Genomic DNA, 6867 nt, shown 5'->3' on the forward strand with positions numbered 1-6867 from the left:
CTCGATACGCTGCAACAGACGCCGGATGACTTCGACGATCATCAGGTACAAGACCGCCGCCCACAGGTACAGCTGGAAGTCGAAGGTGCGCGAGAATCCCAGCTTGGTCACCCCCATCAGATCGTAGATGGTCACCAGGGACGCGATCGCACTGGCCTTGATCATCAGGATCAGCTCGTTGCCCAGGGGACCGACGGCGATCAGCAGCGACTGCGGCAGGATCACCTTGAAGAAGGTGGTGCGCCGACTCAGGCCCAGGGCCGCGGCAGCCTCGCGCTGGCCGCGGGCCACCGCCTGGATGCCGCCACGCAGGATCTCGGCCTGATAGGCCGCGGTATTCAGGGTGAAGGCCAGCAGCGCGCAGTACCAGGCGTCGCGGAAGAACCACCACAGCCCCAGGTCCTGCCACAGCTCGCGGAACGAGCCCAGGCCGTAATAGAGCATGAACAGCTGCGCCAACAGCGGCGAGCCACGGAAGAAGTAGATGTAGCCCGAGGTCGCCGAACGCAGCAGGCGGCTGCGCGACAGCCGCCCAAGCGCCAGCAGCAGGCCGAGCAGCAGGCCCAGGCTGAAGGAGATCGCCACCAGTTTGGCGGTCACCAGCAGGCCGTCGAACATGCGCAGGCCGTAGCGCTCGAACAGCTCCGGATCGAAGAACAGGTTGAGCCATTCAGGGGCAGTCATGGCTGGGCACTCCGCTGGCCGTAGCTGTAGTGTTTTTCCGCAAAGCTGAACAGCCGCCCGGAAATGGCCGAGAAGAACAGATAGAGCAGGCAGGCGGCGAAATAGAACAGCATGGGTTCCTTGGTCGCGCTCACCGCCAGGTTGGTCTGGCGCATCAGGTCCACCAGGGAGATGGTCGAGACCAGCGAGGTATCCTTGAGCAGGGTCAGCCAGTTATTCGACAGCCCCGGCAGGGAGATCCGCACCAGCTGCGGCAGTATCACCTTGCGAAACGCCTGCCAGCGCGACAGGCCGAGCACGCTGGCCGCCTCGTACTGGCCCTTGCCGATGGTCTTGAAGGCCGCCAGCCAGACCTGGCTGGAGAAGGCGGCGAACACCAGGCCGAAGGCGATGACCGCGGCCGCGAAGGCATTGATGCTGACTTCGCTGCTGTAGCCCCAGTAGGCCAGCAGCTTCTGCAGGCCGATCTGGCAACCGTAGTAGACGATCAGCAGGGTGAGCAGCTCCGGCAGGCCGCGGAACACGGTGGCGAACAGCGTCGACAGGGCCCGCGGCAGGCGCTTGTTCGAGCGCGCCGCGACCGCCACCAGCAGGCCCAGCGGCAACCCCAGCGGCAGGCAGCACAGGGCCAGGCTGATGGTCACCAGGGCGCCGGCGAGCAGGGCCAGGCCCCAGCCACCGTCGCCGAACAGCAGGAGAGAGAAAGGTTCCAGCATGGTCGCAACTCCGCGATTGGCGGTTCAGACAGGATGACGCGCGGGCTGCGCCCAGCCTCCGCGGCGACCGCGGGAGCTGGGCGGCCGGCTCGATCAGTAGATGTCGAAGGCGAAGTAGCGGCTGACGATCTGCTGGTAGGTACCGTCGGCGCGGATATCGACCAGCGCCTGGTTCAGGCGCTCGCGTAGTGCCTGGTCGTCCTGGCGCACGGCGATGGCCACATCATCGTCGCTGCCCTGGATGTCGCCGAGCAGCTTGCAGCAATCCTTGCCGGTCTTGGCCAGCCAGTCGAGCAGCGGGAACTTGTCGTTGACCACCGCATCCAGGCGGCCGTTGGCCAGGTCGCTGTTGGCGTCGTCCTGGGTCGGGTAGAGCTTGATGTCGGCCCCGGCCGCGCCATAGACGTCCTCGGCGTAGATGCTCTGGGTCGAGGACGATTGGGCGCCGATCACCTTGCCATCCAGCGTCGCCGGCAGGGTATCGGCCAGGGTGGAGTCGTGCGGTACCGCCACGGCCAGGCGGGTGCGGTAGTAGCGATCGGTGAAGCTGATCTTCTTCTGGCGTTCTTCGGTGACCACCATGGAGGCCACCACGGCGTCGAACTTCTTGGCCATCAGGGCCGGAATGATGCCATCCCAGTCCTGGGCGACCAGGGTGCACTCGACCTGCATCCTGGCGCACAGCGCCTTGGCGATGTCGACGTCGAAACCGTGCAGCTCATTGTTCGAATCCACGTAGTTGAAGGGCGGGTAGGCCCCCTCGGTGGCGATCCGCAGCGGCTGCGCCTGAGCGGCGCCTAGGCCGCCGATCAACAGGACGCAGGCCGTGGCCAAGCTCTTCACTCGATTCATCATGCACCTCTACTTGTTGTTATGGTTTTTTGCTGAATCCCGGCGACGTGGTGTAGCCGACAAACTCGTTATGCAGCGCGGCCGTGGCGTCCAGGCGCGCCTCGACTTCGGGTCCCAGGTGACGGAACACCTCGTTGATCAGCAGGTGGACCAGCGACAGCATCGCCGCCGTGGACTCCCAGAACAGATTGATATCGGTGGGCACCCGCAGCACTTCGTCGGCGTGGCTGTCGGCCCAGTCGCAATAGGGGTCGGTGACCAGGGTCACCTTGATGCCGGCCTCGCGCGCCTTGCGGCACAGCAGCTGGGCGTGGCGCGAATAGCGCCGCGCCTCGAACACCAGCAGCGCAGCCTGATCCGGCTGGCTGAGCAGCACCTCGCCGAAGTGACCCGAGGCCCCATCGACCAGTTGCACGCCGTCGCGCAGGTACTGCAGCAGGTGCACCGCCGAGACGGCGATACCGCGCTCGGTCTGGAAGCCGGCGACGAACACCCGCGGGGTCTTCGCCAGGCGCTTGGCCACCGCCTGCCACTGTGGGCTGCGGCTGTGCTCGTAGACCTGCACCAGGCCGGCGATCTCCAGCTCCAGGCTGCGCGAGCGGTCCCGGCCCTCCTCGCTGACGTGGCGCTGGAACTCCTTGAGGCGATCACCGATCAGCCAGGGGCTGTCGCCCAGGTCATCCTTCAGATCATTCTTCAGCGCCTTGAAGTGCGCATAGCCTAGCGACCGGCAGAAGCGCCCGACCGTGGATTCGCTGACGCCCAGCTTGTCGGCGATGGCGGCCGAGGTCTGGAACGGCAGCTCGTTCAGGTTGGCCAACATGTAATTGGCAATCGCCCGCCCGGAAGCGGCCGAATGCTCCAGGCTGTTCTCGAGACGCTGCTTGATCGATTGATTCATCTGTGACTCCCCGTTCAGGATCAAAATGCACGTTTTCTGTCACAGCGTCAATAATTGACAGCTAACTGCCACAGACCGGATAGTGAACAGCCCCCAGACAACCGCCAGGAGAAACCCCGCATGAGCGCCGCCACCCCACAGGAAACCATCAGCTTCAGCGAGCTGAGCGACCTGCTCGCCGCCATCTTCCAGGCCCATGGCACCTCGGCCGAGGTCGCCCGCTGCCTGGCGCATAACTGCGCCAGCGCCCAGCGCGACGGCGCCGACAGCCACGGCGTGTTCCGCATCCCCGGCTACCTGTCGAGCCTGGCCAGCGGCTGGGTGGACGGCAAGGCCGAGCCCGTGGTGGAAGACCTGGCGCCGGCCTTCGTCAGCGTGGACGCAGGTGGCGGCTTCGCCCAGCCGGCACTTGCCGCCGCCCGGCCCCTGCTGGAGCAAAAGGCCAGAAGCGCAGGTATCGCCCTGCTGGCCATCCGCAACTCACACCACTTCGCCGCACTCTGGCCGGACGTGGAACCCTTTGCCCGCAACGGCCTGGTCGCCCTGTCCTTCGTCAACAGTTTCGCCTGCGTCGTGCCCCACGGCGGCCACAGCGCATTGTTCGGCACCAACCCCATTGCCTTCGCCGCACCGCGCGAACAAGGCGAGCCGCTGGTGTTCGACCTGGCCACCAGCGCCATCGCCAACGGCGACGTGCAAATTGCCGCACGCGAAGGCAAGCAGTTGCCGCCGGGCTATGGCGTCGATCGGGACGGCCAGCCCACGTGCGATCCAAAGGCCATTCTCGACGGTGGCGCCTTGCTGCCCTTCGGCGGCTACAAAGGATCCGCCCTGTCGATGATGGTCGAACTGTTGGCGGCCGCACTAACCGGAGGCCACTTCTCCTTCGAGTTCGACTGGTCTGGCCATCCCGGTGCCCAGACACCCTGGACCGGACAGCTGTTGATCGTCATCGACCCTAGCCATGGCGCAGGCAGCAACTTCGCGGCCCGTACCGAGCAGTTGATTGCCCGCATGCAGGCAACAGGTCAGCAGCGCCAACCGGGCGACCGTCGTTATCGGCAGCGGGCCGAGGCCACGCTCAACGGTATCCGCCTGCCCGCGGGCGAACTGACCCATTTGCGGCGCCTGGCGAGTGCCGGCAGCTGAAGCCGCCTGGACAATTGATTCCTGCAACCAGATTGAGCACGCGGCTGATTGATGCCCAATAGTCGAGCCTATTTCACCAGCCTGGTGCGTTTCGGCAGGTAGCCCCTTCCCCGCCTGTTGTTACCACTTCCCCCACCCGCCTAGCACAAAACCCAAGCTGAACTAGGCTAAGAAGCACACACAGCCAAGCGGGGCTTGGTTATCGTTGGCTGGCGTACTTATTGCTTTTGGTTATGGCCATAACGACTGCTCGTCTCCACAGAGAACGAGACAGTTGACTGAAGCGAGTCAGGTGAACGCCACGAGTTGGGCACCTGTTTTGATGGGAGCTGGGGAGGTATATGGCTGAGCAGGCGGGGGACAAACCGTTCCTACAATTCACCAACGTGAAGAAGACCTACGACCACAAGACACTGGTGGTCAAGGATTTCAACCTGGATGTGGCCAAGGGCGAATTCATCACCCTGCTCGGCCCCTCCGGTTCCGGCAAGACCACCTGCCTGATGATGCTCGCCGGCTTCGAGGACGTGACCAGCGGCGAGATCCTGATCAACGGCCGCTCGGTCACCAGCATCGCACCCTACGCGCGCAACATCGGCATGGTGTTCCAGCAGTACGCCCTGTTTCCGCACATGACCCTGCGCGAAAACCTCGCCTACCCGCTGAAAATCCGCAAGCGACCCAAAGACGAAATCAACGCCAAGGTCGACGAGTACCTGACCCTGGTCGAGCTTCTGCATTTCGGCAACCGCTTTCCCGGGCAGCTCTCCGGCGGTCAGCGCCAACGCGTGGCCCTGGCCCGCGCCCTGATCTTCGCCCCGGACATCATCTTGATGGACGAGCCGCTCGGCGCCCTCGACAAGAAGCTGCGCGAGCAGATGCAGTTCGAGATCAAGCGCCTGCACGAGCAGCTCGGTTTCACCGTGATCTACGTCACCCACGATCAGACCGAAGCCCTGACCATGAGCGACCGCATCGCCGTGTTCAACAACGGCATCGTCCAGCAATGTGCCGCGCCCAACGTGCTCTACGAGCGCCCGGCCAACCTGTTCGTCGCCGACTTCATCGGCGAGAGCAACAAGCTCAAGGGCACCATCGAGTCGATCGGCGACGACACCGTCGACGTGCGCCTGGAAGACGGCGGCCTGGTCAGTAGCCTGAAGGCCAACTGTTGCGAGGTCGGCCTGCCGACCACCGTGTCCATACGCCCGGAAAAACTCACCTTCACCGACCGCCTCGGCAATGCCGGCAACCGGATCAAGGCGCGTTTCGTGACCCGCCACTATGTCGGCGAATACATCCGCTACCATTTCGAGACCGCCGACGGCACCGAATTGGTGGTGAAGAACATGAACGACAGTTCGGCCCCGCAGTTCAGCAACAGCGACGAGGTCGCCCTGGCCTGGCTGGCCGAGGACAGCCAGGCGCTGGACCGCCCCGTCGCCGCGACTACGCTATAACCCCACAACTAAAAGCAAATGGAGCACAGCAATGGCTAGATCACTGACTACCCGCTTTTCCGCATTCGCTTTGGCTGCAGCGTTAGGCACGGCCGGCTTCGCCGCCAGCGCCGCGGAGAGCCTGACCGTGGTGTCCTGGGGTGGTGCCTATGGCGCGGCGCAACAGAAACACGTCATCGACCCGTTCCAGAAAGACACCGACGTCAAGGTGCTGTTCGAGGACTATTCCGGCGGCGTGGCCGAGATCAAGGCCCAGGTCGAGTCCGGCAATATCCAGTGGGACGTGGTCGACTTCGAGGTGATCGACCTCGAGCGCGCCTGCTCCGAAGGCCTGCTCGAAGTCATTCCGCATGAGACCCTGCCGGCAGGCGTGGACGGCACTCCGGCGGCAGAAGACTTCATCCCCGAAGCCCTGGCCAGCGAATGCGCGGTCGGCAACATCGTCTGGTCGGTGGTCTTCGCCTACAACGAGAAGACCATTGGCGACACCAAGGCGGCGAGCATCGAGGACTTCTTCGACACGGCCAAGGTCCCCGGCAAGCGCGCCATGCGCAAACGCCCACAGGTCAACATGGAGTGGGCCCTGCTGGCCGACGGCGTAGCGCCCAAGGAAGTCTATGACGTGCTGTCCACCCCGGAAGGCCAGCAACGCGCCTTCGACAAACTGGCCACCATCAAGGACGACATCGTCTGGTTCGACTCCTGGTCGCAGGCTCCGCAACTGCTCAATGACGGCGGCGCAGTGCTGGTGCAGTCGGCAAACGGGCGCTTCTACGACGCCATCCGCCAGGAGAACAAGCCCTTCGTCATCGTCTGGGACGGTCACGTCTACGACCTCGACGCCTGGGCCATCGTCAAGGGCACGCAGAAGAAGGACCTGGCACTCAAGTTCATCTCCTACGCAACCGGTTCCAAGCCGTTGGCCGGCATGCCGGACGTCGCCTACGGCCCGACCCGCAAGTCCTCCATGCCGCTGGCCGACCCGACCGCCGCACCGCACCTGCCCACCGCCCACCTGGATAAAGGTATCCAGGCCAGCTCGGATTTCTGGGCCGACTACGGCGAGTCCCTCGGCGAGAAGTTCAATGAGTGGCTGTTGAAGTAA

Annotated in this window: 7 protein-coding genes; 3 read left to right on the top strand and 4 right to left on the bottom strand. The window is 64.3% G+C overall.

Annotated features, from left to right (window positions below; translation table 11 throughout):
* From ABZE94_RS19130 to ABZE94_RS19145, 4 genes are all read right to left on the bottom strand, one after another.
* Window positions 1-684, bottom strand: a 684-nt coding sequence (locus ABZE94_RS19130; protein WP_372877471.1) for an ABC transporter permease, incomplete at its 3' end; no start/stop codon positions are given.
* The gene (locus ABZE94_RS19135; RefSeq protein ID WP_372877473.1) at window positions 681-1400 is read right to left on the bottom strand and encodes an ABC transporter permease; all 720 of its coding nucleotides are present in this window, start codon (window positions 1398-1400) and stop codon (window positions 681-683) included. The genes ABZE94_RS19130 and ABZE94_RS19135, both read right to left, overlap by 4 nt.
* Window positions 1401-1493: 93 nt before the next feature.
* On the bottom strand, window positions 1494-2252 hold the full coding sequence (locus ABZE94_RS19140; RefSeq protein WP_372877475.1) for an ABC transporter substrate-binding protein: 759 nt from the start codon (window positions 2250-2252) through the stop codon (window positions 1494-1496).
* Between the two features lie 19 nt (window positions 2253-2271).
* Window positions 2272-3153 carry a MurR/RpiR family transcriptional regulator gene (locus ABZE94_RS19145; RefSeq protein WP_372877477.1) on the bottom strand — a complete coding sequence of 294 codons (882 nt, stop codon included), beginning with the start codon at window positions 3151-3153 and terminating at the stop codon, window positions 2272-2274.
* Between the two features lie 120 nt (window positions 3154-3273).
* Between ABZE94_RS19145 and ABZE94_RS19150 the strand changes: the two genes are divergently transcribed.
* The 3 genes from ABZE94_RS19150 to ABZE94_RS19160 all read left to right on the top strand — a co-directional run bounded on the left by ABZE94_RS19150 (window position 3274) and on the right by ABZE94_RS19160 (window position 6867).
* Entirely contained in the window at window positions 3274-4302 is a 1029-nt protein-coding gene (locus tag ABZE94_RS19150; RefSeq protein WP_372877479.1) for an Ldh family oxidoreductase, read from the top strand.
* A 341-nt stretch (window positions 4303-4643) separates the two neighbouring features.
* Window positions 4644-5762, top strand: a complete 1119-nt coding sequence (locus ABZE94_RS19155; RefSeq protein WP_372877481.1) for an ABC transporter ATP-binding protein — start codon at window positions 4644-4646, stop codon at window positions 5760-5762.
* Window positions 5763-5793: 31 nt separating this feature from the next.
* The gene (locus tag ABZE94_RS19160) at window positions 5794-6867 is read left to right on the top strand and encodes an ABC transporter substrate-binding protein (protein WP_372877483.1); all 1074 of its coding nucleotides are present in this window, start codon (window positions 5794-5796) and stop codon (window positions 6865-6867) included.

This window comes from Pseudomonas sp. (genome assembly GCF_041601375.1).
Taxonomy (GTDB): Bacteria; Pseudomonadota; Gammaproteobacteria; order Pseudomonadales; family Pseudomonadaceae; genus Aquipseudomonas.

Excerpts from the sequence above, each read along its gene's own strand:
- ABZE94_RS19140 (WP_372877475.1), bottom strand. The coding sequence starts at position 2,252 with ATGAATCGAGTGAAGAGCTTGGCCACGGCCTGCGTCCTGTTGATCGGC.
- ABZE94_RS19150 (WP_372877479.1), top strand. The coding sequence starts at position 3,274 with ATGAGCGCCGCCACCCCACAGGAAACCATCAGCTTCAGCGAGCTGAGC.
- ABZE94_RS19155 (WP_372877481.1), top strand. The coding sequence starts at position 4,644 with ATGGCTGAGCAGGCGGGGGACAAACCGTTCCTACAATTCACCAACGTG.
- ABZE94_RS19135 (WP_372877473.1), bottom strand. The coding sequence starts at position 1,400 with ATGCTGGAACCTTTCTCTCTCCTGCTGTTCGGCGACGGTGGCTGGGGC.
- ABZE94_RS19160 (WP_372877483.1), top strand. The coding sequence starts at position 5,794 with ATGGCTAGATCACTGACTACCCGCTTTTCCGCATTCGCTTTGGCTGCA.
- ABZE94_RS19145 (WP_372877477.1), bottom strand. The coding sequence starts at position 3,153 with ATGAATCAATCGATCAAGCAGCGTCTCGAGAACAGCCTGGAGCATTCG.